This window comes from Porticoccus sp. GXU_MW_L64, from assembly GCF_052983295.1.
The window spans coordinates 39,009-62,581 of record NZ_JBRKJK010000015.1 but is presented as its reverse complement, the minus strand read 5'-3'; the positions used below and the strand labels follow the sequence as shown (position 1 = coordinate 62,581).

Below are 23,573 nucleotides of genomic sequence, written 5' to 3'. Positions count from 1 at the left end.
TTTCGATGATTCCCGAGCTGGGCCAGTTCTCCCTGATTCTGGCCCTGTGTCTGGCCCTGATTTTGGCAGTGCTGCCCATGTGGGGAGCCGCCGTTGGCAACCAACGCTGGATGGGTATGGCACGCTCTCTGGCAGTGGGCCAGTTTGTGCTGGTGGCGCTGGCGTTTTACTGCCTGGTGAAGTCTTTTCTCGACAATGACTTTTCCGTGGCGTATGTGGCGGGTAATTCCAATAGCCAACTGCCGGATCACTACAAGGTGACTGCCGTATGGGGTGCCCACGAAGGCTCCTTTCTGTTGTGGGAACTGGTGCAGGTGGGCTGGACGCTGGCGGTAGCGTTGTTAAGCCGCAATTTACCCCAGGCACTGTCTTCCCGTGTGCTGGCGGTGATGGGGGGCATCAGCGCCTGTTTTTTGCTGTATCTGCTGGTGGCCTCCAATCCGTTTGAACGCATACTGCCGGCTTTCCCGGCGGATGGTCGCGACCTCAACCCGCTGCTGCAGGATTTTGGCATGATCGTGCATCCACCGATCCTGTATATGGGGTATGTGGGTTTTTCGGTGGCGTTTTCCTTCGCCATGGCAGCGCTGATCGGTGGCCGCCTGGATACCGCCTGGACCCGCTGGGTGCGCCCCTGGACCAATACCGCCTGGGCGTTTCTGACCATGGGCATTGCCCTGGGCAGCTGGTGGGCCTACTACGAACTGGGCTGGGGCGGCTGGTGGTTTTGGGACCCGGTGGAAAACGCCTCGTTTATGCCCTGGCTGGCAGGGGCCGGGTTGGTGCACAGTCTGGCGGTGGCGGAAAAGCGCGGCATGTTCCGTACCTGGACACTGTTGCTGGCCATTCTGACCTTTTCGTTGAGCCTGTTGGGTACCTTTCTGGTGCGCTCCGGCATTATCAATTCCGTGCACGCCTTTGCAGTGGATAGCGCTCGCGGGGTGTTTATTCTCACTATTCTGGGCATTGTGATTGGCGGCTCGCTGCTGTTGTTTGCCCTGCGCAGCAATGTTGTGCGCTCTACATCTCGTTTCGAACCGCTGTCTCGAGAACTGTTTTTACTGCTCAATAATATTCTGTTGGTCTTGGGGCTGGCATTGGTATTTCTTGGTACTTTGTTCCCACTATTTTACGAATGGATGGAGGGAAGACGCTTATCTGTGGGAGCGCCTTATTTTAACCTGCTCTTTAACCCGGTATTTGCCGTACTGGTTGTGTTAATTCCCATTGGTACTTTGCTTAATTGGAAGCGGCACCAAGCCGCTAAACTAAAAGCCGCTATTCGCTGGCATATTGTTTTGGCGTTATTGATTGGTGGGTTATCGCCGCTGTTGTTTCCTCATTATTCCCTGATTGCCGCCTTAGCCATTGCTATCGGTGTGTGGGTGTTTGCACTCACTGGGCAAGACATAAAAAACAAGGTACGTCATGCCCCTTCGTTCTGGCAGGGCTTTTTGCGTTTAAAAGGCAGCTATTACGGCATGGTGCTGGCTCACCTGGGCATTGCCGTGGCGTTGCTGGGAGTGGCGTTGACTTCGGTATATACCGAACGCAAAGACGTAAAAATGGCCCCCGGGGAAAGTTTGTCCCTGGGGGGGTATGAGTTTCGCTTCGAGCGCCTGGAGGAGCATCAGGGGGCCAATTACAGCGCTGCTCGCGCGATTTTTACCGCCTCCAAAGGTTCGCAGGTATTTTCCATCGTCCCGGAAAAACGCTATTACCCGGTGCGCGAACAACCCATGACCGAAGCGGGTATCGACCCCGGTTTCTGGCGGGACTTGATGGTGACCATGTCACGACCCATGGAGGGCGAATCCTGGGCGGTGAGCTTACAGGTAAAACCCTTTGTGCGCTGGATCTGGCTGGGAGCCATCATGGTGGCATTGGGAGCAGTGCTGGCGGCTCTGGACAAGCGTTATCGCCGGATCAAGAGCCGTCAACAAGCCGGACAGGGGGCCGCTGTCAGTGCAGGTTAAGCGTTTTCTGCCACTGCTGGTTTTTGCGGTATTCGCCTGCTTGCTGTGGTGGGGGCTGAATTCCGGGCGGGATATTCACGCTATCAAGTCTCCGTTAATCGACAAGCCGGTGCCGGATTTTCAGCTGCCGCTGTTGTTCCAACCGCAACAAGTGGCGGATAACAGTCAGTTGCAGGGGCGAGTCAGTCTGCTCAACTTTTGGGGCAGTTGGTGTTATGTGTGTGTTCAGGAGCATCCGTTTCTCACCGAGTTGGCCAGCCAGGGAGTGAGTCTTGTAGGGGTTAATTACCGGGATCAGCGCGGTGACGCCCTGGAATGGCTGGAAGACTACGGCAACCCTTTCAGTCAGGTATGGGCAGACAGCGATGGCCGCTTTGCCATTGATATGGGGGTGTACGGTGCACCGGAAACTTATCTGGTGGACAAGCAGGGGGTGATTCGCTACAAGCACATCGGCCTGGTGAACCGGCAGGTGTGGCAACAGGAAATGGAGCCTTTATACCGCCGGTTACAGTTAGAGTGAGGCTTACCCTCCGTTATTGCGAGTTCGCCTGGCGATCGTAGTAATCTCCACCCATTTCTGCCGTACTGACAATCGATCTGTAACCGCCTTGAGTGGCGATCAAAGCTGGGCAGTACTTTACTGGGCACGCTGTGAATACTTCCCTGTACGCTCGGATGCGACATCCCTGTCGCATACGGCCCAGTAAAGTACTGCCCAGCTCTGCTCTCGAACTTGAAATCACAGCTCCAGGTAAACGATTCTTAATATAACCGGTCAAAAGCGTATAAGAATGTAAAGCTGGCTGAACGAAAGCTGAAGTTTTGCTAGTTTCGCAAACTGGTGTTGGGGGCACCGCCTGTTCCACTTATCTAAGGTACATGAGCATGAAACCAACGCTTTTGGCACTTTCTGCCACTCTTTTGTTTTCCACGTCACTATTTGCCGCCCCTGCGGATCAACCGCTCAACTCCCGCCAACTGCAACAATCCATCGACAAGGTGGTGGCTAAAGTGTCACCGGCTACGGTGGAGGTGCGTAACCTGAACCGCGGTGGCAATGGCACCTTCAGTGCGGTGATTGTCAGCCCGGAAGGGTATGTGATGAGCGCCGGCCACGCAGTGACGCCAAACACCCGCTACGAAATTTTGCTGGCCGATGGCCGCAGCTTTGCCGCCACGGGCCTGGGTACGGAACCCCACGTGGATATGGGGGTAATAAAAATTGACGAGCCCGACAATCTGCCCATTGTGGAATTGGGTTGGTCCTCTGCTCTGGAACGCAATCAGCCCTGTATCAGCCTCGGCTTTCCCGGCGCCTACAGCGAGCAACGGGGGGTGGTAGTGCGCTTTGGCTATATTGCCGACCCGGTGACTGACAACGGGTACATTCAATCCACCTGCCTGATGGAACCCGGCGATTCCGGAGGCCCGCTGTTCGATATGGAAGGGCGTTTGATCGGCATTCACAGCAACATCAGTCAATCCCTGGATCGCAACCACGAAGTCCCGGTGGATCAATTTCGCCGCTACTGGCAATACCTGCTTCGCGCCGAGGAGTTTCACGATCACAATGTCTCTGTGGGCCCGGATTTTGGATTCGCGCTGGCGGAGGGCAATGACCATCAGCGCAGAGGCGCACGCAGTGACTACGCCAAAGTGGTTCAAGTGACCCCCGGCAGCCTGGCGCAGCAGTCCGGCCTGCAAGCAGGCGACCGTTTTCTGGCCGTAGATGGCGAGGAGGCAAAACAACGCCGGGAAGCTCAGCTGTTACTGCAGCGGGCTTATACGTTAAAAAAAGACCAGGTGTCGCTGCGTGTCAAACGGGATGACGGCGAAGTGGCGTTGACCTTCAAGTTGCCGGAGAATAACCGCTCCCACCATGCCTGGAGTGGCACCCTGGCGGTGAACGAGCGGGCACCTGCGGTCCGCCCTGTGGCACCATTGGCGCAACTGACGGACCTGGAGCAGCAGTTTTCCGGGCAGGAACAGCGCCTGCAAATGTCCTCTTTGCAGGTTATCAGCGAAAAAAATGGTGAGCAGGTAGAAGCACTGGCCACCTTGTTTCGGCCTGGCAATTTGCTGGTCAGCAAAAATTCCCGAGTGGGGGATTCCGTCCGTGTGGTGCAGGGCGCTGACAGCCATGTGGCGTCGGTAGTGGCCCGCGACACCGAGCGCGACCTGGTGTTGTTGAAGCTGGATACTCGTCTGAAAGGCGGTTTGAAACTGTCTGCCAGGGGCAGCGGCAATATTGACCGCGGCCAGTTGTTGTTGTCTCCCCACCCCGAAGGCGATGGTTTGGTGAGTGTAAAAAGTACCGAACAGTTCGCTATCGCCAAACGTCAGAGCTCTGGTTACCTGGGGGTATCTCCCAGCACCGTGGATGGCAAAGTGCGTTTTGATCGGGTGTTCGACGATACCCCGGCAGCGAAGCAATTTCGCGATGGCGATTTTCTGTTGGAAGTGGATGGCCAACAGATCAGCAGCTCCCAGCAATTGATTGACACACTGCGCGCTTACGAACCCGGCGACAGCGTCAGCCTGACAGCCCTTCGCAATGGCGAGCCGCTGTCTGTGGAACTGGTGCTGGGTAATCGCCCGCAGCGACAGGGGCGTCATGTGGCGGAGTATTTTGACGGCGGTAAAAGCCTGCGTCGTGACGGCTTCGATAATATTTTCGCCCACGATGCGCCCCTGCATCCGGACGATTGCGGTGGCCCGGTATTTTCGCTAGACGGCACTTTTGCCGGTGTTAATATTGCACGCTACAGCCGCACCCGCAGTTACGCCATTCCTGCGGCGGAAATTGTTGAGTTTGTGAAAGACAATAGATAAGCATGAACACCGTTATCCGCTCTGAACCTTTCACCCGCCTCCGTGCGGGCTACCGCCTGTGCTCACTGGATGAGCTGGATAATCCCGGCAGCAAGGAATTTCTGTTTGAAGGCAAAGAGGGGGAGGTGGTGTCCATTTTTGCGGTGCGTCAAGGTGATCTGGTACGCGCTTACGTAAACCGCTGTCCCCATGCCGGGGCTCGCCTTAACGGTGCCCCGGACGATTTTCTCAGTAACGATGGCTCGCTGATTTTGTGCAGCCACCACGGTGCGGTTTTCAGTTTGGATGGCGGAGTCTGCACTGCGGGCCCCTGCATCAACTATGGCCTGCAACAAGTGCCGGTAGTTGTTCAGGATGGCGCGCTGCTGACCGCCGATGTGTCGGTGTTAGGCAGTGTATAAACTGGCCTTCTTTGTTCCCGAATCCCATTTGGACAGCGTAAAACAGGCGGTTTTTGCCACCGGTGCCGGTCGCATCGGTGATTACGACAGCTGTTGCTGGCAGGTTTTGGGGCAGGGCCAGTTTCGTCCCTTAAAGGGCAGCGCGCCCTTTCTTGGCCAGCAGGGTCAAGTGGAGACGGTTGAGGAATACCGGGTGGAAATGGTGTGTGATAACAAGCTGATTGCCGGGGCGGTTAAGGCATTAATTGAGGCACACCCCTACGAAGAACCCGCTTATGATGTTTGGGAATTGGCTGCGGGCGGCGAGCAGGTTAGCGTAAAATCGTCATCCTGAGCGCAGCGAAGGATCTCAATGCCGGCAAAGTGCGCGAGATTCTTCGCTGCGCTCAGAATGACAAAACGCTACGTCCTGCTCGTAGCCCGCAGCTTCAATCCACCAATCCAAATTCATCCCGCAGAATGGCAATAATTTCCGCTTTCGGGTTTTCCGACAGCTCAATCGCCTGGCCGGTGATCTTCTCGGCAATATCCGTGTAGGTTTTGGAAACCTGCATCAACACCGCTTCCGGGAGCGCGTTGTCCCGCGCCAGGGCGCTGCGCTCTTGCATACGGTCTTTGTTGATCAGAATGTCCGGATCCGGGAAGTGATTGAGCAGCAGCTGGCGGAATTCTTCTTTGGATTTTTCCACCACCACGCCATTGCGGTATTCGGCACCGTCCCAGATACGCGAAGAGTCCGGCGTACCCACTTCATCCATATAGATCAGTTTTTCGTTGCCGCTTTTGTCGGTCACATAGCCAAACTCAAACTTGGTATCCACAAAAATCTGGTCCAGTTTGGCCAGCTCGTTGCTGATAACATCGAAACCTTCAGTGAGTAATTTCTCGTACAGGTCGATGTCGCCCTGGCTCTGGAATTTAAAGGCTTCGTGGTTGTTCTCAATATCCTTGCGGGTGATATTGACGTCATCCTGAGCCGGCACCCCGGGAATGCCTTCCAAGATGCCTTTGGTGGATGGCGTGATCAACAGCTCCGGCAGCTTGCTGTCTTTTGCCAGATTGTCGGCGATCTCAATGCCGCAAAACTCTCTTTCACCCTTTGCGTAAGAACGCCACATGGAGCCAGTAATGTACTGACGGGCAATGGCTTCGATCATTACCGGGCGGGCTTTTTGCACAATCCACACCAACGGGTGCGGAATTTCCAGAATATGACTGTCTGCCAATCCCTGTTCGCGGAACAACTTGAACCAATGATTGGAGATGGCATTCAGTGCCGCACCTTTGCCGGGAACGCCGTCCATGCCACCTTCGCCGCGCCAGATGCACTCAAAGGCAGAGATGCGGTCGCTGATTACCATAATGGCCAGTGGCGCATCGGCGGCCACGTCGTAGCCGCGCTCGGCAATCAGGCGGCGGCTGTCGGCCTCGGTAAGCCAGTAAACCGAGCGAACCTTGCCGCTGTGAACCGGCTGCTCAGTGCGAATGGGCAGGTCGTTGTTTACGGCCAGAACTTTATGGGCGAGACTCATAATAAAATCCTCTACCTTCCTCGTTGTGGAAAGCTACGGTGCAAATGACAAAGTATAAATGGGACGCTTAGGGGCCGGGATAATACCAGATCGATTTTTTGGTGCCACATCAGGCGCTGCATCGTTGCGTTTTGTCTTTCCGCAACACCTTCTGTGATGGGACTCTCCAGCAGATTTTGGTATGCTGTTCAGTCGCATAGGTGAAAAAGATAAGAAAATACCTGCAGTTTGGCCATTTAGTGCGCAAATACCATTTTTTGTCATCGGATTGAGATAAGTTTGCGCACAAATACCCGGAGAGCGCTTTGCTAACAGGACTCACCCCCAACTCGGCGGTTATGCGCACAGCTGCAAATGCTGCGGCCACCGTCAAGCGTGTGCCTGTGTGCTGGTGGCAAAGGGCAGTGGTTATGCTGCTGTTGCTGGTGTTGGCCAGCAGTGCTGCCAAGTTGTTTTGGGCGCTGTGGCCACAACAAAAACAGGCACAGGTTGTAAAAGCGACTTTGGCGTTGCCCCAGGGCAACAGCGGCAGTCAGGTGGCAGGGGTAGATATAGCCTCATTGCTGCGCCTGAATCTCTATGGGGTTGCCGGTGATGTGGCGTTGGAACAACCGGTGGACCTGGTGCTGCCGGAGGCGGATATCGAGGCGGAAGACACCAAACTGGCGCTCAAACTCACCGGTGTGCTGAGCAGCAGTGATGCAAAGCTGGCCAGTGCCATGATCGCCCACAACAACAAGCATAAAAGTTATAAAGTCGGTGACAAGTTGCCAGCGGGCCGCAATGTCACCCTGGATCGGGTGCTGGAGCGGCGGGTGATTCTCAACAACGCCGGTCGTTATGAATCACTTTGGCTGTTTGAAGGTATGAATGGTGAGGGCTTGCTGGTAGAAACGGTCCAGCCTCAGAATTCAGCGGCGAACAATAATCGCCCGCCACAGCCGCAAACATTACTGCCAAGTCAGCCAACAGCGAAGCGCAGCGTTGCGGTTGAACTGCCAACCCCGGACACTCTGGCGCAGGTGGTGCGGGTAACTCCTCACAAGAAAGGCTTTGAGGTGAAACCGTTGAAAAATCTGGCGCAGTTTGAGCAGCTGGGTTTTAAACCCGGCGATGTGGTGACCGAAGTCAACGGCACCCCGGTCAGCCTGGACCCGGAGCAAATGCGTCAGTTGTACCTGGATGTATTGCAATCCCCCACCGCGCAGATGCAGGTATTGCGGGGCAACCGCCAGGTAAACTTGAATGTGGATTTGGCGAATCTGGCCAAAGCCATCAACGAATAAGCAAAGTGGATTGAGGAGCAGTAGTGACGTCACTTTTGCACACAACAATAATAAACAGCTTGCGAGGGTTGTTGCTGACGCTCGTCTGCACGATGGCGTCCGCCCAGCAAGACAGTGCTGAAAAAACCTGGACGCCTAACTTTCGCGATGCGGATATTCGCGAAGTCATCCACTTTGTCAGTGCCACCCTGGGGGCGGAATCGGTGATTATCGATCCGCTGGTAAAGGGCAAGGTGGATGTGATTTCACGGGTGCCGCTCAATCGGGACAAGCTCTACGATCTGTTTGTCAATGTGCTGGATGTGCACGGCTTTGCCGCCATTAACAGCGATGGGGTGCTGCGGGTGATTCCCGCCAAAAAAGCCCGTACCGCTCCCGCCAGTGCCGCTGCACAATCGGCCAGTGAAAACGGTTTTGTCACCCGCATTATCGAACTCAAGCATGTGTCTGCCGCCAAGGTGTTGCCCATATTGCGGCCGATGGTTCCCCAGCACGCGCATTTGGCGGCGTCCACCAACGGTACTCTGGTTATTTCCGACAGCGCCGCCAACGTCAAGCGCATCGAACGCCTGATTCGCCAGCTGGACAAAGCCTCCAAAGTGGAAACCGAACTGGTGGAGTTACACCACGCCCACGCCGAGGAACTGGTGGCGCTGCTGGAACAACTGGAAAAAGGCGAAGGCAGCGCCAGCAATCAGCAAAAAAAGCTGATTCTGGTGGCCGAAAATCGCACCAACGCCATTTTGCTGAAAGGTGATCAGCTCTCCCGTGAGGAAGCAAAACGTCTGATCCGCCAGCTGGACCGTCCCGGCGAACAAACCGGCAATATTCGCACCATTTACCTGCAACACGCGGATGCGGTGTCGCTGGCAGAAGTGCTCTCCGGTGTTATCTCCAATCTGGAACAGGGTCAGCCAGCCGCCCAGCAACAAGCTCGTTCTGCGGTGGTGGCGGATGTGGACACCAACTCCCTGATTATTACCGCTCAGGGGGATACCCTGGATTCCCTGCTGCAAGTGGTGGAACGCCTGGATATCCGCCGCTCCAACGTGATTATTGAAGCGGTAATCGCCGAGGTGAACGACACAGTCGATCGCAACCTGGGCATTGAATGGTTTTACACCGATGAAGACCGGGGCACCTTCGGCAGCTCCACCAACGCCGGTGGCGGCCTGGGCGCGCTGGCTGGTGCACTGGCGAACAACAATAACAATAATAACGATGACGATGACGATGACGATGACAGTGGCAATAACCTGTCCATAGCCGGTGCCTTGGCGGGTATTCCCGGCCAGACAATCGGCATAGGTCGCCTGGGTAGCACAACGGATTTTTCCATTGTGCTCAACGCCCTGCACAACGACGATAACTCCACCATTCTGGCCAAGCCTCACCTGATTACCCTGGACAACAGCGAAGCGGTGTTTAACAACGGTCAGCAGGTGCCATTTATCAGTGGCTCCTTTACCAATACCGGCACCAACAGCGGCTCCACCAACCCGTTCCAGACCATCCAGCGTGAGGATGTGGGTATTCGCCTGGAAGTCACGCCTCATATCAACAACGGCGGCAGCATGGAGCTGGAGATCTATCAAGAGGTATCCAGCATCAGTAACAGCAGCGTCGCCTCCGACCTGATCACCAACAAGCGAGACATCACCACCGTGGTGCGGGTGGACGATGGCGAGATGATTGTGCTCAGCGGCCTGATACGGGACGACCTGACCGACAACGAACGCAAAGTGCCGCTGCTGGGGGATATTCCCCTGCTGGGCCGCATGTTCCGCTCCACCACGACCCAATTGCGCCAGACCAACCTGATGGTGTTTATCCGTGCCCGCATTCTTCACGACGAGCAGGACACCTACGACTTTACCGCCGAAAAATACGACTTTATTCGCCAGCGCCAGCTGGAAATGCAGCGCGGCAGCAGCGGTTGGTTGAACAAGGAAAAAATCCCCATATTGCCGGCATGGGATGGCACCCGCCCGCAGTCACCTCAGCCGCAACCCGAAACAGAACAGTCCGACGAATGAGTGCCGATGCTAATAGCCTGCCATTCGCTTTCGCCAAAGCTCATGGCGTGTTGCTGGATGAGGGGAAAGTGGTGCATCGGCAGGGGCTCGCCCTGAACACTTTATTGGAGTTGCGCCGTTTTCTCGGTACCCCCTTTGATTTGCAACCGGTAGACGACAGCGAATTTGCCCGCCTGTTGAGCACCAGCTACCAGCGCGGCGAAAGCGGCGAAGCCCAACGGGTTGCCGAAGACATGAGCGACGACATCGACCTGAGCCGGCTGGCGGACGAAATCCCCGAAGACAGCGACCTGATGGAAGGGGAGAACGACGCCCCGGTTATTCGCCTTATCAACGCCATACTTTCCCAGGCGGTGCGGGAAAAAGCCTCAGATATCCACATCGAACCCTTTGAAGACCGTCTGGCGGTGCGCTTTCGCATCGACGGTGTGCTCAGCGAAGTATTGTCCCCAAAACCTTTGCTGGCGCCATTACTGGTTTCCCGCTTAAAGGTGATGGCGCGGTTGGATATCGCCGAGAAGCGCCTGCCGCAAGATGGCCGTATCTCCGTGCGCCTGGCGGGGCACGGGGTGGATATTCGCGTATCCACCATTCCCGCCACCCACGGCGAGCGCGTGGTATTGCGGTTGCTGGACAAGCAGGCGGGGCAGTTGCAGGTGGATCAACTGGATATGCCTGCGACCATGCTGGACACCTTCAAAAGCGTACTTACCCGGCCCCACGGCATTATTCTGGTTACCGGCCCCACCGGTTCCGGTAAAACCACCAGCCTTTACGCCGGGCTCAGTTATTTGAACAACAGCAGCCGCAATATCCTCACCATTGAAGATCCGGTGGAATACATGCTGCCCGGCGTGGGCCAGACCCAGGTCAACACCAAGGTGGATATGACCTTTGCCCGCGGCTTGCGGGCCATTTTGCGGCAAGACCCGGATGTGGTGATGGTGGGGGAAATTCGCGATGGCGAAACTGCCTCCATCGCAGTGCAGGCCAGTTTGACCGGCCACCTGGTGCTCAGCACCCTGCACACCAATACCGCCGTGGGCGCCATTACCCGCTTGCAGGATATGGGCGTGGAACCGTTTTTGTTGGCTTCCAGTCTGTTGGCAGTTATGGCCCAGCGCCTGGTGCGGGTACTCTGTGTGGACTGCAAGCAGGAATACCAACCGGACGAAGCGGAGTGCGAGCGCCTGGGGCTGAAACAAGCGGTGCCCATTTACAAAGCGGTGGGTTGTGAAAGCTGCAACCACACCGGCTACCGGGGGCGCAGTGCGGTGTTTGAAATGATCGAAATTGACGACAAAATCAGCCGCCTGATTCACGATGGTGCCGGCGAGCAGGAAATCCTCGACCTGGCCCGAAAACGCAACCCCTCCCTGAGCGAATCCGCCCGCGACCGCATAATGGCCGGAGACACCAGCTTGGCGGAAGTGCTGCGGGTAACGGCGACGTCGAATTGACCACTCCACTGTCATCCTGAGTGCAGCGAAGGATCTTGTGTTGTTGAAAAGAGAGATTCTTCGCTGCGCTCGGAATGACGAACATGTAAACAGGAATCAACATTGGGCGCCTACAACTATCGCGCATTAACCGAATCCGGTTCTGTCACCAAAGGGGTGATGGAAGGGGATTCCGAGCGCCAGATTCGCAGTCAGCTGCGCGCCCAATCCCTTCGCCCGCTGGACGTCAAAGCCGCCAGAGCGGTGCGCGCTGACAAAACCCCGTCCCGCTTGCAGCGCAGCAATCACGGCCGCCTGAAAGCGCCGGAACTGTCATTGTTTACCCGCCAGCTGGCCACCCTGGTGGAATCCGGCCTGCCTCTGACCGATGCCCTCAAAGCCTGCGCCAAACAGAACAATAAACCCCGCGCCCAGGAGCTGATTCTGCAAAGTCGCAGCCGGGTGCAGGAAGGTCACAGCCTGGCATACGCCCTGGGGGAACACCCGCGGAGTTTCGACGAACTCTACCGGGCCACGGTGGAAGCCGGTGAAAGCGCCGGTTTTCTGGGCCCGGTGCTGGTGCGTTTGGCGGAGTATTGTGAAGCGGGTCAAAACACCGTGCAAAAATTGCGCAGCGCCATGACCTACCCGTTGATACTGCTGGTAGTATCCGTCGCTGTGGTGGCTTTTTTAATGGCCGAGGTGGTGCCGCAATTGCTGGGCACCTTTACCCGCCGGGGTCAGGAACTGCCGGTGCCCACACTGATACTTATTGATATCAGTGACTTTTTTGTCAATCACGGCCTCAACCTGTTGTTGCTGTTGGTTTCCGTGGCTGTGGGAGTCAAGCTGTGGTTACGCAACCCCAAAAATCGCAAGCGCTGGCACCGTCTGCAACTGAATATTCCGGTGGTTGGCGACTGGAAACGAGCGCTGGATTGCTCCCGTTTCTCCGCTACCTTGTCGATTCTGGTGGCCAGTGGCGTGCCCCTGCTCAATGCACTGCAGATCGCCCGTCAGGTGATGTTTAACCTGGAATTGCGGGAACGCTGCGAAACCGTGGTAACCATGGTGTCTGAAGGCAGCTCCCTCAACGTGGCCATGGATCGCGCTGAAGTATTCCCGCCACTGTTGGTGCAAATGGTGGCCAGTGGCGAACTCAGTGGCGAACTGGGAGATATGCTCGCCCGTGCCGCAGACAATCAGGAACGGGAGCTGGATTACAAGCTGGCCGCCATGATGTCCGTATTGCCCCCGGCCATGGTGGTGTTTATGGGCGTTATTGTGATTTTTATTGTGGCAGCGGTGCTGTTGCCCATATCGGAACAAATCAACTTAATTTAGAGAGTTTGGTGCAATGAACACTGCCGTAAAATCCCCAAAAAAACTGACGAAAAATGCTGGCTTTACCCTGGTGGAAATCATGGTGGTGCTGGTGATTGTGGCGCTGTTGGCGGGCATGATTGTGCCCAATATTCTCGACAGTGCTGACAAGGCCCGAGTGCAAAAAGTGCAGGCGGATTTTGCCGCTATTAAAACCGCGCTATCGGCGTACCGTCTGGATAATTACACCTATCCCACCACCGAACAGGGCCTGGAGGCATTGGTGAACAAACCGGAACTGCCACCGGAACCGCGCCACTGGAAAAACGGCGGCTACCTGCCTGACCTGCCATTGGACCCCTGGGAGCGGCCATACTACTACCAGAGTCCCGGCGAAAACGGCCCCTTTGATATTTACACCCTGGGTGCGGATGGCGTGGCCGGTGGCGAAGAAGTGAATGCGGACATTGGCAACTGGCGCGAAGAAGAGCAGTAAACGCTCTACCGTCATTGCGAGCGTAGCGAAGCAATCTCGTGACCTTTCTACCACAACACAAACCCAACGGCTTCACCATGGTGGAACTGTTGGTGGTAGTCACCGTTATTGGCTTGATCGCCACCATCACCACCGTGGCAATCTTTACCGATTCCACCCACCAGCGCTTGCAGCGCCAGGTGAAAGAGTTGCAAGGCCAGGTGGAATTAATGGCGGAGGAAGCCCAGCTGCACGGCACCACTTTTGGTCTGCTGCTAAGCCGGGACGAGAACGACATCTGGACCTACCGCTGGCGTCAGGAGTTGGAAGTGGCGCTGCGGGAAGACGATCAGACAGACGCGGACTGGTGGCTGCCCTTAAGGGGCGAGGGACGAGCGCTGTTCCCGCCGGTCAGCTTTCCCGCAGGGGTTGAAGTGGAACTGCGCTTTGCCGGTAACGACAGTCTGCCGCCGCTGGAAATTGGTGCCGATGAACCCATACCACAGGTGTTTTTCTACCCTCACGGAGAAATCACGCCATTTCAACTGCAACTGATCAGCGCCGCTGGAGACAGCCATTTTCAACTGCAAGCGGATTTACTGGGGCGTGCAGACGTGGTGGATAAAATGGACGATTCGCTGTGAACCCCCCAACTGTAAAATATCGCTCAAGCGGCCTGGCACTGGTTGAGGTAATGGTGGCCCTGGCGGTTGTCGGCATTGCCTTGCCAGCCTTGCTCAGCTCGGTAGAAGCGGGCAGTACCACCGCTGCTCATGTGCGGGATAAAGCCGTGGCCCAGTGGATAGCCAGCGATCGCATTACCGAGCGCCGCATTCGCCGCCGCCTGGGGCAAACTTCAAGAGACGAAAGTAGCGGTGAAGTGGAAATGGCCGGGCAGCGCTGGCAGTGGCGGACTGTTCCATTGGGAAACACCAATAAAGACTTTCGCACCATGGAGACAACAGTATTCCGCCAAGGCGAAGACCCGCTTATTACCCTGACTGCGGTGGAACGCCAATGAGCCGTCAGCGTACTTGCATAAAGAGCCGTCAGCTGCAGGAAACCTGCAAAAATGGTCGTCAGCGGCAGGAAACCTGCGTAAATAGTCGTCAAAAGGGCTTTACCCTGGTAGAGGTGCTGGTGGCCATGGCCATCACCGCTTTTATTGGCACCATGGCTTACCTCTCATTCCAAACGGCCATGGATGGTGGCGAACAAAACCAACACAGACTGCGCCAGCTCAATGCCCTGGATCGTGCCATGAACCTGTTGGAACGAGACCTGCAACAGGCTATCCCCCGCAGTGTGGTGCTTGGTTTTGGTCAATCCCGTTCTGCCTTTGAAGGCTTGCCCCAGGCGGATGCCAGTGGTTTTGATGTGTATCTGCTGCAATTCAGTCGGGGGGGGTGGCACAACCCACAGCAACAACTGCGCAGCGAATTGCAACGGGTAGGTTACAGACTTGCGGATGAACAACTGTGGCGCGACCACTGGCCTCACCTGGATATGGCGGACCAGGAGCCGCCAGTACAGCTGCCACTGCTGCAGGGCGTTCAACAGATAAGGCTGCGTTACCTGCGCCCGCAGGCGCCCCTGTCCTGGGTGCAGGAATGGCCAGCAGGCGTGGCCTCCGGCAATGGTGCAAGTGGTGCCAGCGAAGCGCTGCCACTGGCGGTTGAAGTCACATTGGAGCTGGAGGAATGGGGTGAAATCACACGCCTGTTTATGCTGCCAGCGGCCTGATCGCCAGCAAGGGGTGTCGCTGATATTGGCGCTGCTGATTGTCGCAGCAGTCGGCGCTATGGCGGTTTATATGAACAGGGATGTGGACAGGGGATTGCGCTTTGCGGAGAACCGCCAGTTTGCTGCCCAGGGCATGCAATTGTTTGCCGGCGGTGAAGAAGCGGCTGTTTTTTACCTGACAGAAGACCTCAACAACAATCAGGTAGATCATCTGGGGGAGCCCTGGGCACAAGCCTATAGTTTTCCTGTGGAAATCGCTGTTATCCAGTTGGCCCTGGAAGATATGCAGGGGCGGCTGAATATCAACAATTTACAGGGCAGGGTGGCGGACAGAAACAGCAAACCGCTTCACGACCGTTTTACCGTACCCCAGCGCCGTTTTATCCGCTTGTTGCAGAGTTTTGAAGAACCAGCGCTGGACCAGAACCAGGCGGTGGAAATCACCGAGGCGGTGATCGACTGGCTGGACCCGGACGACGACACCACCGGTTTTGGCGGTGCTGAATCCAGCTTTTATCAGTCAGCCGCCACGCCGGGGTACCGCCCGGCGAATCGGGAGATGCTCAGTGTCAGCGAATTGCGCCTGGTGAAAGGGGTTACCCCCGAGCTGTACCAGCTGCTCACCCCACACCTGTGCGCACTGCCCGCAGGTACGCCGGTGAACGTCAATACGGCTTCTGCCCATGTGCTGAGAACTCTCAATATCAGCGATCAGCTGACGCCGCTGTCCCCGGAAGATGGCGACGAAATACTGTCCCGGCGAGGCACAAACGGCCATGAAGATTTAGACGCCTTTCTCGATACGGCACTGCTGTCCGACCTGCAAGACCGGGCCGCCCGGGAAGGGCAATTTTTGAGCACGGATGAGTTGAGCGTCTCCACCGGCTACTTTATGCTCAGAACAGAAGCGGTGGTTGCCCAGCGGCGCAACTACAGCCAGAGCTTGTTGCACCGCAGCGCCGATGGCGTGAGGGTGGTTTATCGCCAGCTGGGTAGTTGGCAGTAATTTTAATAATTCGTCATTGCGAGGAGCGAAGCGACGCGGCAATCTCGTGGCTGTCCTCCAATAACTATGGAGATTGCCACAGTCGCTAACGCTCCTTCGCAATGACGAACTGGAAAACCAGATATGGCAAAAAACCTGTTTATCCGCCCAACCCACAACGGTGACTACCAATGGTTCGCTGCCGGCGAGGTATTGGGGCAGGGTTCGCTGGAACAACTTCAGCAACAAAGGGAGCTGCTCAGTGGTGCCCGGCTGTGGTTATTGCTGCCCGGCGACAAAGTGGTTTTAAATCAATTGCCCTGCAGTCCCAAAGAACGCCGTCATCTGCGCAAGGCGGCCCCTTACGAGCTGGAAGAACAGTTGATCAGCGATGTGGAGCAGCTGCATTTTGCTTTTACCTCCCCGCAGCACGACCAGGTGACCGCGGCCTGCTGTGACCAGGACTGGTTGCAACAGCAACTCGATGCCTTTCAGGATATGGGGCTGGATATAAACCATATGGTGCCGGAACCGCTGATGCTGCCGCTGGAGGAAGGCGGCTGGAGCCTGGGAATCAGTGGTCGCTCGGTGCTGTTGCGCAGTGGTGTCAGCCAGGGGTTTGCGCTGGAGCCTGCACTGATGCCGTTGGCACTGCAGCAACTCAGTGAGCAGCAGGAACCGGAATCCATTCTGCTGTTGGCCGCCAACGACCAACAGCTGGAGCAACTGCAAGGGCTGATGCCGGAGCCGTTAAAAGAACGCTGCCACAACCGCCTGGAAAGCTGGCCGCAGACGGTATCCGCCGGCGCCGATCAAAGCCCGGCACTGGATATGCGTCAGGGCGCGTTTTCCAACCACCTGCCGGTGGCCCGTTGGTGGCAGCAATGGCAGCGGGTAGGAATTTTTGCCGCAGCGGTCTTGCTGGTGTTTGTGACTGCACAGCTGGTGCAATACAACCAGGCGAAAACTCAGGGGCAGAAAATCCAGCAACAAATTGCCGAGACAGTTTCTCAATCCCTGTCCCGTCGCACGGTGGGCGGTGCAGAGCGCCAGCTCAATTCCCTGCGCAGTGAATTACGCAAGCGCCGGGGCAACAGTGGCGGTGGCTATCAATCGCCGACTGCAGTTCTGGCCGAAATTATGCCCGCTTTTGCGGCTATTCAAGGTGTAGTGCCGGGCAATATCACCTTTACCGGTCGCAGTGGCGAATTGCGCATCAACTGTTGGGCGCCGGACTTTGACGCTTTGCAGAAAATCCAGATGGCGCTGGAAAAACAGCGCTACCAGGTGCGTTTTACCGCCAGCGCCGACGGCGATGGCCAGCAGGGTAATTTCCGAATCCAGCGCGCTGACCGCGCCAAGACCGTGGCGGGGAGGTAAGCATGGCTAACTGGCAACAATTTGATCGTCGCGAACAAAAAATACTGCTGGCCGGTGGTTTGATAGTGGCGCTGATACTGCTGTGGTGGCTGTTGATTCAACCTCTGCTGGCCATGGTGAGCAACCAACAGGGTGTGAATGCACGGCTGGGCGGCCAATTGCAGGAGGCTCAGACCCTGGCGTTGGAATTAAAAACCTTGCAGGCCAGTGGCACTACCACCCTGGACAGCAGCAGCCTGATGCGCCTGGTGAGCAGCAGTGCCCGCAGTCATGGTTTGGCCATGAGCAACTTTACGCCCAACAGTGACAACAGTGTGTCACTGCGTTTCGAGCGTGCAGCTTTCAATCATTTCGTCGAGTGGCTCAACCAAATGGAAGGCAGCCACAGTGCGGTTGTCGACAACCTCAGCATCGCCCCCACCGGTGACAGCGGGGTTGTAAAAGTGTCCGTGCGTTTGCGGGGCAATGGATGAACAAACTGAAATACGCGGTCATGCTGGGAGTGGCATTGTTTTTATGCCATGTGATTGCCGGCGCACCGGCATATTTGATTCAGTGGCTTATACCGCAACAATTGACCTTTCAAGCGGCGCATTATCAGGGCAGCCTGTGGAATGGCAGCGCCCGACAACTGGTGGTAGGTAGCCAGGGCGCTACGGTGGCGCTGGATTCTGTGCAGTGGCGTTTAAAACCACTTTCCCTGCTGGCTTTTTCCCCCGCCGCGGAAATTACCATCAAACGTGATGGCAGCGATATTCTGACCGGCGAACTGCAATGGTTGGGCGGTCAACGCTGGGGTGGTGAAAACCTTGAGATCACACTCCCTGCCAACTGGGTTGGGCGCTACGTTATTGGTTACCCACTGGCCGGTGATCTGTCGTTGCGGCTGGAGGAAGTGCAGGCGGATGGGCAGCGCATTGCCAGTGTTAGTGGCAATGGCAGCTGGCAGCGAGCTCGCCTGGATATGGGTGGGCACTGGCTGGATTTGGGGGCCATTGCCGGTGATCTTGCCATGCAGGGAGAAGCCATAAAACTCAGCTTTTTTGACCTTTCCGGCCCCTGGGATATGGACGGCGAAGTATTGGTTAATCCCAACAACACACTGGCCATTAATGCGCTGATTACGCCACCGCCGCAAACCGCCGATGGGGTGATTCAGGGGCTGGCCCTGTTTGGCGAACGCCAGCAGGATGGCAAGTTCCACATAGAGTTTACTTACTGATGATGGCGCGATTTTTACTGCTTCTGTCGCTGTTTTCTCCCGCCGCCTGGTGCCAGTGGCACAGTGACACCCAAACCATTATGGGCACTGAAGTGCGAGTGGTGCTGTGGCACGTTGAAGAAAAGCAGGGCAGGGCAGCAGTGGGCGCGGTAATGGCAGAAATGCAACGCATCGACGCTGTCTACAACCCCTGGGACGAGCACAGCGAGCTGTACCGGGTAAACCTGCACGGGGCCAAAGGCCTGGTGTCTGTGTCGGCGGAGATGATCAAGTTACTGGACAAAGGGCTTTACTATGGCCGATTAACCGATGGCGCTTTCGATATTACTTTTGCCTCTGTAGGTCACGGCTACGACTACCGCACCGGCACAAAACCCAGTACCCAACTGCGCAGCGCTGCGTTGATTGACTACCGCCTTGTCACTCTGGATCGCCAGAAAAGGGCGGTACGTTTTGGCCACCCCAACATCAAAATAGACTTGGGTGGTATTGCCAAAGGTTACGCCATTGACCGGGCAGTGGAATTGCTTGAAGAACGGGGGATCGAACACGCCAGCATCAGCGCCGGTGGCGATACCCGGCTACTGGGCGACCGCCGTGGCCGCCCCTGGGTGGCGGGTATCAAAAACCCTCGTGGTGAAAAAAATGATGTAGCCATCAAACTGCCATTACAGGACGAGGCGCTGTCCACATCCGGTGATTACGAACGCTTTTTTATCGACGAAAATGGCGAGCGAATCCACCATATTCTCAACCCCAAAACCGGCCGTTCCGCCAATGGCATTGCCAGCGTCAGCGTGATCGGCCCCAACGGTTTCGATACTGACCCGCTGTCCACATCGGTGTTTGTGATGGGTGTGGAAAAAGGGCTGGCGCTGATTGATTCCCTTGCCAACTACGAAGCCATTATTATCGACGAGTACGGCAAAACTCATTATTCCAAAGGGCTGGTTGAGCCGTAATGTGTAGCCCGGGTGCCACTGCGCTTTATCCGGGCTACTTTCTGATTGCACTTTCTTGTCATCCCGAGCGGCTCTTGGCAGGCCGCAGCCGCTCACCCCAGCGGCAAGCGCACACTAAAACAGGGTCCGGAGCCGTTCTCCAGGTTAAATGCCCGAATACTGCCACCGTGATGTTCGGCAATCACTCTGGCCACGTATAGCCCCAAACCAAAATGCCCCGGTGTTTTGTCCTGCCTTTTTGAATGCATCATCTGAAACAGGTTGGGGATTTGTTGCTCGTGGATCAGTGGCCCCTGGTTGATCACTTGAAGTGTGCACACCTCTCGACTGACAAACAGGTTGATGGTGATGGGCGCGTTCTTTTCGCTAAAGTCCCGGGCGTTGTCCAGCAGTTTGTCCAGCAGTTGTTCTATGTGCATGTCGGAGCCGTTAAAAGACACGGAGTTGCTGTCCATATTCAGAATCAGCTGGTGATCCGGGCTCAATTTTTGCTGGTTTTCCACGTAGGCGCTGAGCATGGCGGCCAGGTCGAATTCAAAAATATCTTCGGCGTTGAGGGCCTCCTCCAGGTTGGCGGCATCCGCCAGTTTGCCGATTAATACGCTGATGCGCATCAAACCGCGGCGGGCACTGTCCAGGTAGGTGCTGTCTTTGTCGCTAAGCTGTTCCCGCTCCAGGTTGTCCAGTGAGGTGCTGATGGTATTGAGCGGATTGTTGATTTCGTGGCGCAGGGTACGGGGAATATTGGCGAGAAAGCCCTGGTGTTGATTGAGTTTTTCCAGCGCCAGGTTGATGTTGCGCGCCAGATCGCCAATTTCATCTCCGGCGCGCAGGTCTTTGGAAATACTGATGCCCTGCAAGCGGCCATAGTCGTCGATGGATACATTGGTTTCGCGTCCCAGACGGCGAATGCGCCAGGCCAGGCGAGCGGCGAACAGCAGCATGGCGACAATAACTGCCAGCAGGCTTAGCAGGGTGCGTTCGGTCACTTCTTCCAGAGCTTCGCTTTGCAGCTTGAGCACGTTTTGGGTGCTCTGTTCCAGCATCACCACACCGATAACCTGACCGTTACTCTGAATGGGAGAGGCGGCACTGATAATACGGGTTTTGTCGTCAAGGGATTGGCGAGTGGCGGTGGTGGCGCGATTGTCCAGGGCGTCCAGCAGCATCTGGTCGCTGCGGCTGCTGGTCAGGCTGGGGTCGTAGTCTTCAATATCGCCAGTGGGAATGCCGATCAGCCGGTCGGTGGTGCGGGAAATAAAACTGTTCCACAGGTCGCTGGCGTTTACCGGTTGTTCGCCAGCTCCCATATAGGGGTTGATAATATCTGCCAGCTCTCCGCTGTTGGCCCGCACACGCAGTTCGTTGTCAAAAATCCAGATGCGAGATGAGGTTTTGGCAATGCTGTCGAGTATGGTTTGCAGCTGAGCGGAGCGCAGCACCATAGGACTGTAGGGGCTGCCATCAATGGTGTCGAAGGTGCCATTGAGGGTGTTGATTTCTTTGATTCCTTCCACCTCCCAGGCGTCGGCTACTGCAACCCCCAGGTGGCCGTCACTGATCATTTCCAGGGGAATGCGAAATTCCAGTCGGTAGTCGTTTTCGCCCCGGCGCATATAGCCTTGAATACGATAGTCGGGCAGGCCACGGTCGGTGGCGTTTATCCAATCCCTGTCCATAAAGTAGGTGGTGGTTTTGCCGTTGCCCTCCCAGATTATCTGCGCCCGCTGTTCTACCCCTTTGCTGTCGCGAAAGTACAGGCGTACATGGTCGGCGTGATTGAGGCGGTTGTAGCTGGGGTCGCGACTCACCGGGGTGCTGTCGTTAACTTCCAGCAGGCCGTACAGGTTGCCTTCCCGCTCTCCCAGCACCAGGTGAAAATTGCTGTAGGGTTCGGACTTCAAGGTCAGCCCCCAGGTTTGCCATTCCTCATCGTCCGCATCCAGTTGAATGCTGGATTGCAGCGGATAGATGGGCAGGGTAGCGTAGCCTTCCAGGGTGGGAGGTGTGTCGTTGAACAGTTCGTCGCGGCCATAGAGCAGGGTGGCCACCCCTTGGGCGGTCATCAATTGCGCCTGTTGCTGGCCCTGCACCAGAAAATTTTTCATGGCGCGCAGGGTTTGGGTTCCCAAATAGGGAATCACCAGTAGCACCAGGCCCAGCAAAATCAGCTTGGTACTGAGGCGGGGGCCGCGCAAGATGTTCAAAGTGGCAAGATTCCTTGTGGCTTGGCGAGCGCAGGGTTACCTGCTGTGACTCGCCGTGAATACATCCTTGTAGGCTCGTCGCCAGCATCCATGCTGGCGGCGGTCACAGCAGGCAACCCCGCACTCGCCCTTCGGGAAAGTTTATTTCGCCCAGCGATAGCCAAATCCGTACTCGTTTTTAATGCAATCAAACTGATCGTCGAGCTGGCGGAATTTTTTGCGGATATTGCGCATGTGAGTGTTGATGGTATTGCTGGTAACGTAGCTCTGGATAGTGGATTTCATCAGGCTGTCGTAGGTGACCGCTTCGCCAGGCACCCGCAGCAAGTGGGCCAGCAGACGAAATTCGGTGAGCGTCAGATCAACCCGTTCGCCACGCCAGGCGGCCTGCATGGAACTTTCGTTGATGCTCAGGTCGCCGAGATTTTTGGCGTTGCCCTGGCTTTCCGGCGCGGAGCGCACTTCTTTCAAACGCAACAGGGAGGCGACCCGCTCGGCGAGAAATGTGGCGCTGATGGGTTTCGGCTGATAATCCCAGGCCCCCAGCCGCAGGCCGGAAATTTTGTCGATTTCATCCACTCGTTCGGTGAGGAAAATAATCGGCAAATCCGGATTTTGCGCCAGCAGGTCGCGACACAGCATAAAACCGCCGTCCACTTCGTTTTCGAGAATAATATCCAACACCGCCAGATCGGGCTGGCGTTCCTGAATGCCTTTCAGGGCGTCGCTGCGGTTGGCGTAGGCGGTGGTTTCAAACCCTTTGTTTTCAATGGCCGCGCAATAATTGCGGCGCTGGTCGGCGTCGTCTTCGACGATGGCAATGGAGTAGCTCATAGATATTCCTGACAATTGGTATCAGCCCGTTTGCGGCCATCCTATCACAATCATAACGCGCTCTTTTCAGCTCCACGATTTGTCCACAGTCTGTTCTCTACTGGTTCATTTTCCTCGGTTTTAATGGCAATCACCAAGCACACAAATTTTAAACCCTGCTCCGAAAAGGAATCACCATGAAACAGTTTGTTCCCATCACCGATGAGATGTTTTACAACAACCCGCAATTGTTCGAGCAACTGGTGCCGTTCAGCCACAGCATCGACTGCCGACATCTGTTGCAGCAGCCACTGGGCGAGTCGTTTCAGGCGGACAATGCACTGACTGCTGAACGTTTTCACAGTGATGATTTACCCGGGGAGATTGCGCCATGTCGTTCCCACTGAAAAAGGCGTTTTGCGCCGCAAGTCTGATAGCACCGCTGGTTCTGACCGGTTGCAGCAACACGCCGCTGGCGCATACAGCGACTGATGCGGAGCTCAATCAACAACTGACCCAATTGCAGCAACAAACCACCCAGGGGGATAAACCCGTGCTGTACCCGGTACATTTTTCCCTGCGCCTGCAAACCGGCCCCAGTGGAGCGTTGTTGCCGGATAACCTGGATGCACTGTTGCAGCCGCTGCTTGATCAGGTGAATACTTGGCAGCAGTTGAGCCGTGTTGTGGTGGTGGGCCACACGGATGGCGAAGGCTCTGACAAAAGTAACCTGCTGCTGAGCCTGCGCCGGGCCAATGCGGTGGCGGACAAGCTGGCGGATTACGGCGTGCCCGCAGGGGTGCTGGAGGTGGACGGCCGCGGTGAGGCGGTGCCCATTGCCGACAACAACAGTATCAGTGGCCGCAAGCTCAACCGCCGTATTGAAATCGTCGCCAAAGGCTGGGTCGATGGCCAACAGAAAAAGTTGTTGAGCCAACGGTAAGGCAAACAGAGGATG

The 23,573-nt window shown here is 56.3% G+C and carries 23 protein-coding genes; 20 read left to right on the top strand and 3 right to left on the bottom strand.

Translation table 11 applies throughout. The annotated features are described in order from the left end of the window. Positions 1 to 5: 5 nt before the first annotated feature. The 5 genes from ACVBEJ_RS12270 (at position 6) to ACVBEJ_RS12250 (ending at position 5,546) form a co-directional block, all read left to right on the top strand. The gene (locus ACVBEJ_RS12270; protein WP_447129939.1) at positions 6 to 1,976 is read left to right on the top strand and encodes a heme lyase CcmF/NrfE family subunit; all 1,971 of its coding nucleotides are present in this window, start codon (positions 6 to 8) and stop codon (positions 1,974 to 1,976) included. Further along, on the top strand, positions 1,966 to 2,499 hold the full coding sequence (locus ACVBEJ_RS12265; RefSeq protein ID WP_447129925.1) for a DsbE family thiol:disulfide interchange protein: 534 nt from the start codon (positions 1,966 to 1,968) through the stop codon (positions 2,497 to 2,499). Before ACVBEJ_RS12270 ends, ACVBEJ_RS12265 begins: the two co-directional genes overlap by 11 nt. Before the next feature lie 365 nt (positions 2,500 to 2,864). Further along, the gene (locus ACVBEJ_RS12260) at positions 2,865 to 4,811 is read left to right on the top strand and encodes a trypsin-like peptidase domain-containing protein (RefSeq protein WP_447129924.1); all 1,947 of its coding nucleotides are present in this window, start codon (positions 2,865 to 2,867) and stop codon (positions 4,809 to 4,811) included. A gap of 2 nt (positions 4,812 to 4,813) precedes the next feature. Continuing rightward, the gene (locus ACVBEJ_RS12255) at positions 4,814 to 5,212 is read left to right on the top strand and encodes a Rieske (2Fe-2S) protein (protein WP_447129923.1); all 399 of its coding nucleotides are present in this window, start codon (positions 4,814 to 4,816) and stop codon (positions 5,210 to 5,212) included. Continuing rightward, on the top strand, positions 5,205 to 5,546 hold the full coding sequence (locus ACVBEJ_RS12250; protein ID WP_447129922.1) for an NGG1p interacting factor NIF3: 342 nt from the start codon (positions 5,205 to 5,207) through the stop codon (positions 5,544 to 5,546). Before ACVBEJ_RS12255 ends, ACVBEJ_RS12250 begins: the two co-directional genes overlap by 8 nt. 94 nt (positions 5,547 to 5,640) lie before the next feature. On the opposite strand, the gene ACVBEJ_RS12245 is transcribed toward ACVBEJ_RS12250, so the two are convergent. Beyond that, on the bottom strand, positions 5,641 to 6,744 hold the full coding sequence (locus ACVBEJ_RS12245; protein WP_447129921.1) for a phosphoribosylaminoimidazolesuccinocarboxamide synthase: 1,104 nt from the start codon (positions 6,742 to 6,744) through the stop codon (positions 5,641 to 5,643). Positions 6,745 to 7,049: 305 nt separating this feature from the next. Between ACVBEJ_RS12245 and ACVBEJ_RS12240 the strand changes: the two genes are divergently transcribed. The 13 genes from ACVBEJ_RS12240 (at position 7,050) to ACVBEJ_RS12180 (ending at position 19,595) form a co-directional block, all read left to right on the top strand. Further along, positions 7,050 to 8,030, top strand: a complete 981-nt coding sequence (locus tag ACVBEJ_RS12240; protein WP_447129920.1) for a type II secretion system protein N — start codon at positions 7,050 to 7,052, stop codon at positions 8,028 to 8,030. Between the two features lie 23 nt (positions 8,031 to 8,053). After that, positions 8,054 to 10,066, top strand: a complete 2,013-nt coding sequence (gene gspD / locus ACVBEJ_RS12235; RefSeq protein WP_447129919.1) for a type II secretion system secretin GspD — start codon at positions 8,054 to 8,056, stop codon at positions 10,064 to 10,066. After that, positions 10,063 to 11,526: a type II secretion system ATPase GspE gene (gspE, locus tag ACVBEJ_RS12230; RefSeq protein WP_447129918.1), complete on the top strand. Its 1,464-nt coding sequence runs from the start codon at positions 10,063 to 10,065 to the stop codon at positions 11,524 to 11,526. Before gspD ends, gspE begins: the two co-directional genes overlap by 4 nt. A 102-nt stretch (positions 11,527 to 11,628) precedes the next feature. After that, positions 11,629 to 12,849, top strand: coding sequence for a type II secretion system inner membrane protein GspF (gene gspF / locus ACVBEJ_RS12225; protein ID WP_447129917.1), 1,221 nt, complete (start codon positions 11,629 to 11,631; stop codon positions 12,847 to 12,849). A gap of 13 nt (positions 12,850 to 12,862) precedes the next feature. Then, positions 12,863 to 13,324: a type II secretion system major pseudopilin GspG gene (gene gspG, locus ACVBEJ_RS12220; protein ID WP_447129916.1), complete on the top strand. Its 462-nt coding sequence runs from the start codon at positions 12,863 to 12,865 to the stop codon at positions 13,322 to 13,324. Positions 13,325 to 13,362: 38 nt separating this feature from the next. Then, the gene (gene gspH, locus ACVBEJ_RS12215) at positions 13,363 to 13,947 is read left to right on the top strand and encodes a type II secretion system minor pseudopilin GspH (protein WP_447129915.1); all 585 of its coding nucleotides are present in this window, start codon (positions 13,363 to 13,365) and stop codon (positions 13,945 to 13,947) included. Further along, positions 13,944 to 14,324 carry a type II secretion system minor pseudopilin GspI gene (gene gspI, locus ACVBEJ_RS12210; protein WP_447129914.1) on the top strand — a complete coding sequence of 127 codons (381 nt, stop codon included), beginning with the start codon at positions 13,944 to 13,946 and terminating at the stop codon, positions 14,322 to 14,324. The genes gspH and gspI overlap by 4 nt, the downstream gene beginning before the upstream one ends. Beyond that, positions 14,321 to 15,046, top strand: coding sequence for a type II secretion system minor pseudopilin GspJ (gspJ, locus tag ACVBEJ_RS12205; protein WP_447129913.1), 726 nt, complete (start codon positions 14,321 to 14,323; stop codon positions 15,044 to 15,046). Before gspI ends, gspJ begins: the two co-directional genes overlap by 4 nt. Next, positions 15,009 to 16,052, top strand: a complete 1,044-nt coding sequence (gspK, locus tag ACVBEJ_RS12200) for a type II secretion system minor pseudopilin GspK (RefSeq protein WP_447129912.1) — start codon at positions 15,009 to 15,011, stop codon at positions 16,050 to 16,052. The genes gspJ and gspK overlap by 38 nt, the downstream gene beginning before the upstream one ends. A gap of 123 nt (positions 16,053 to 16,175) precedes the next feature. Then, positions 16,176 to 17,411, top strand: a complete 1,236-nt coding sequence (gene gspL / locus ACVBEJ_RS12195) for a type II secretion system protein GspL (RefSeq protein WP_447129911.1) — start codon at positions 16,176 to 16,178, stop codon at positions 17,409 to 17,411. 2 nt (positions 17,412 to 17,413) lie between these two features. Further along, the gene (locus ACVBEJ_RS12190; RefSeq protein ID WP_447129910.1) at positions 17,414 to 17,884 is read left to right on the top strand and encodes a type II secretion system protein M; all 471 of its coding nucleotides are present in this window, start codon (positions 17,414 to 17,416) and stop codon (positions 17,882 to 17,884) included. Beyond that, the gene (locus ACVBEJ_RS12185; protein ID WP_447129909.1) at positions 17,881 to 18,633 is read left to right on the top strand and encodes a type II secretion system protein N; all 753 of its coding nucleotides are present in this window, start codon (positions 17,881 to 17,883) and stop codon (positions 18,631 to 18,633) included. Before ACVBEJ_RS12190 ends, ACVBEJ_RS12185 begins: the two co-directional genes overlap by 4 nt. Continuing rightward, entirely contained in the window at positions 18,633 to 19,595 is a 963-nt protein-coding gene (locus ACVBEJ_RS12180; RefSeq protein WP_447129908.1) for an FAD:protein FMN transferase, read from the top strand. The genes ACVBEJ_RS12185 and ACVBEJ_RS12180 overlap by 1 nt, the downstream gene beginning before the upstream one ends. Before the next feature lie 92 nt (positions 19,596 to 19,687). Here ACVBEJ_RS12180 and ACVBEJ_RS12175 read toward each other — a convergent pair whose 3' ends face one another. Continuing rightward, positions 19,688 to 21,802 carry an ATP-binding protein gene (locus ACVBEJ_RS12175; RefSeq protein WP_447129907.1) on the bottom strand — a complete coding sequence of 705 codons (2,115 nt, stop codon included), beginning with the start codon at positions 21,800 to 21,802 and terminating at the stop codon, positions 19,688 to 19,690. Between the two features lie 141 nt (positions 21,803 to 21,943). Continuing rightward, positions 21,944 to 22,636 carry a response regulator gene (locus tag ACVBEJ_RS12170; protein WP_447129906.1) on the bottom strand — a complete coding sequence of 231 codons (693 nt, stop codon included), beginning with the start codon at positions 22,634 to 22,636 and terminating at the stop codon, positions 21,944 to 21,946. Positions 22,637 to 22,812: 176 nt separating this feature from the next. Between ACVBEJ_RS12170 and ACVBEJ_RS12165 the strand changes: the two genes are divergently transcribed. Then, a complete protein-coding gene (locus tag ACVBEJ_RS12165; RefSeq protein ID WP_447129905.1) occupies positions 22,813 to 23,022 on the top strand; it encodes a hypothetical protein in 210 nt (69 codons plus the stop codon). Further along, positions 23,007 to 23,558 carry an OmpA family protein gene (locus tag ACVBEJ_RS12160; protein WP_447129904.1) on the top strand — a complete coding sequence of 184 codons (552 nt, stop codon included), beginning with the start codon at positions 23,007 to 23,009 and terminating at the stop codon, positions 23,556 to 23,558. Before ACVBEJ_RS12165 ends, ACVBEJ_RS12160 begins: the two co-directional genes overlap by 16 nt. The last annotated feature ends 15 nt before the right edge of the window (positions 23,559 to 23,573 follow it).

Excerpts from the sequence above, each read along its gene's own strand:
- ACVBEJ_RS12270 (WP_447129939.1), top strand. The coding sequence starts at position 6 with ATGATTCCCGAGCTGGGCCAGTTCTCCCTGATTCTGGCCCTGTGTCTG.
- ACVBEJ_RS12260 (WP_447129924.1), top strand. The coding sequence starts at position 2,865 with ATGAAACCAACGCTTTTGGCACTTTCTGCCACTCTTTTGTTTTCCACG.
- ACVBEJ_RS12255 (WP_447129923.1), top strand. The coding sequence starts at position 4,814 with ATGAACACCGTTATCCGCTCTGAACCTTTCACCCGCCTCCGTGCGGGC.
- ACVBEJ_RS12245 (WP_447129921.1), bottom strand. The coding sequence starts at position 6,744 with ATGAGTCTCGCCCATAAAGTTCTGGCCGTAAACAACGACCTGCCCATT.
- gspE (WP_447129918.1), top strand. The coding sequence starts at position 10,063 with ATGAGTGCCGATGCTAATAGCCTGCCATTCGCTTTCGCCAAAGCTCAT.
- gspG (WP_447129916.1), top strand. The coding sequence starts at position 12,863 with ATGAACACTGCCGTAAAATCCCCAAAAAAACTGACGAAAAATGCTGGC.
- gspJ (WP_447129913.1), top strand. The coding sequence starts at position 14,321 with ATGAGCCGTCAGCGTACTTGCATAAAGAGCCGTCAGCTGCAGGAAACC.
- gspL (WP_447129911.1), top strand. The coding sequence starts at position 16,176 with ATGGCAAAAAACCTGTTTATCCGCCCAACCCACAACGGTGACTACCAA.
- ACVBEJ_RS12190 (WP_447129910.1), top strand. The coding sequence starts at position 17,414 with ATGGCTAACTGGCAACAATTTGATCGTCGCGAACAAAAAATACTGCTG.
- ACVBEJ_RS12185 (WP_447129909.1), top strand. The coding sequence starts at position 17,881 with ATGAACAAACTGAAATACGCGGTCATGCTGGGAGTGGCATTGTTTTTA.
- ACVBEJ_RS12180 (WP_447129908.1), top strand. The coding sequence starts at position 18,633 with ATGATGGCGCGATTTTTACTGCTTCTGTCGCTGTTTTCTCCCGCCGCC.
- ACVBEJ_RS12170 (WP_447129906.1), bottom strand. The coding sequence starts at position 22,636 with ATGAGCTACTCCATTGCCATCGTCGAAGACGACGCCGACCAGCGCCGC.
- ACVBEJ_RS12165 (WP_447129905.1), top strand. The coding sequence starts at position 22,813 with ATGAAACAGTTTGTTCCCATCACCGATGAGATGTTTTACAACAACCCG.
- ACVBEJ_RS12160 (WP_447129904.1), top strand. The coding sequence starts at position 23,007 with ATGTCGTTCCCACTGAAAAAGGCGTTTTGCGCCGCAAGTCTGATAGCA.